At 65.9% G+C, this 270-nt stretch carries 1 protein-coding gene; it reads right to left on the reverse strand.

What is annotated here, in order from left to right; translation table 11 throughout:
- On the reverse strand, window positions 1–270 hold a 270-nt coding region (locus HKX41_11580), incomplete at both ends, for an aldo/keto reductase (protein NNC24773.1).

Below are 270 nucleotides of genomic sequence, written 5' to 3' on the forward strand. Positions count from 1 at the left end.
TAGACCGGGTGGTTCCGGTCGCGTTCGTCGAGGCGGGCGTGATCGGCGTCGTCGAGCTTCCAGTCGAACAGCTCGCGATTCTGCTCGACGTGCTCGGGCGAGGAGGATTTCGGGAGGGCGACAACGTCGTTCTCGACGGCCCACTTGAGCACGATCTGCGCGGGCGACTTCTCGTACGTCTCGGCGAGGTCCTGGACGACCTCGTCCGCAAAAACCTCGGTGCGCGCGAGCGGCGCGGCGGCTTCGATCACAGTGTCACTCGAACGGCAG

It is taken from the genome of Salifodinibacter halophilus (genome assembly GCA_012999515.1).
GTDB classification, from domain to species: Bacteria; Pseudomonadota; Gammaproteobacteria; order Nevskiales; family Salinisphaeraceae; genus Salifodinibacter; species Salifodinibacter halophilus.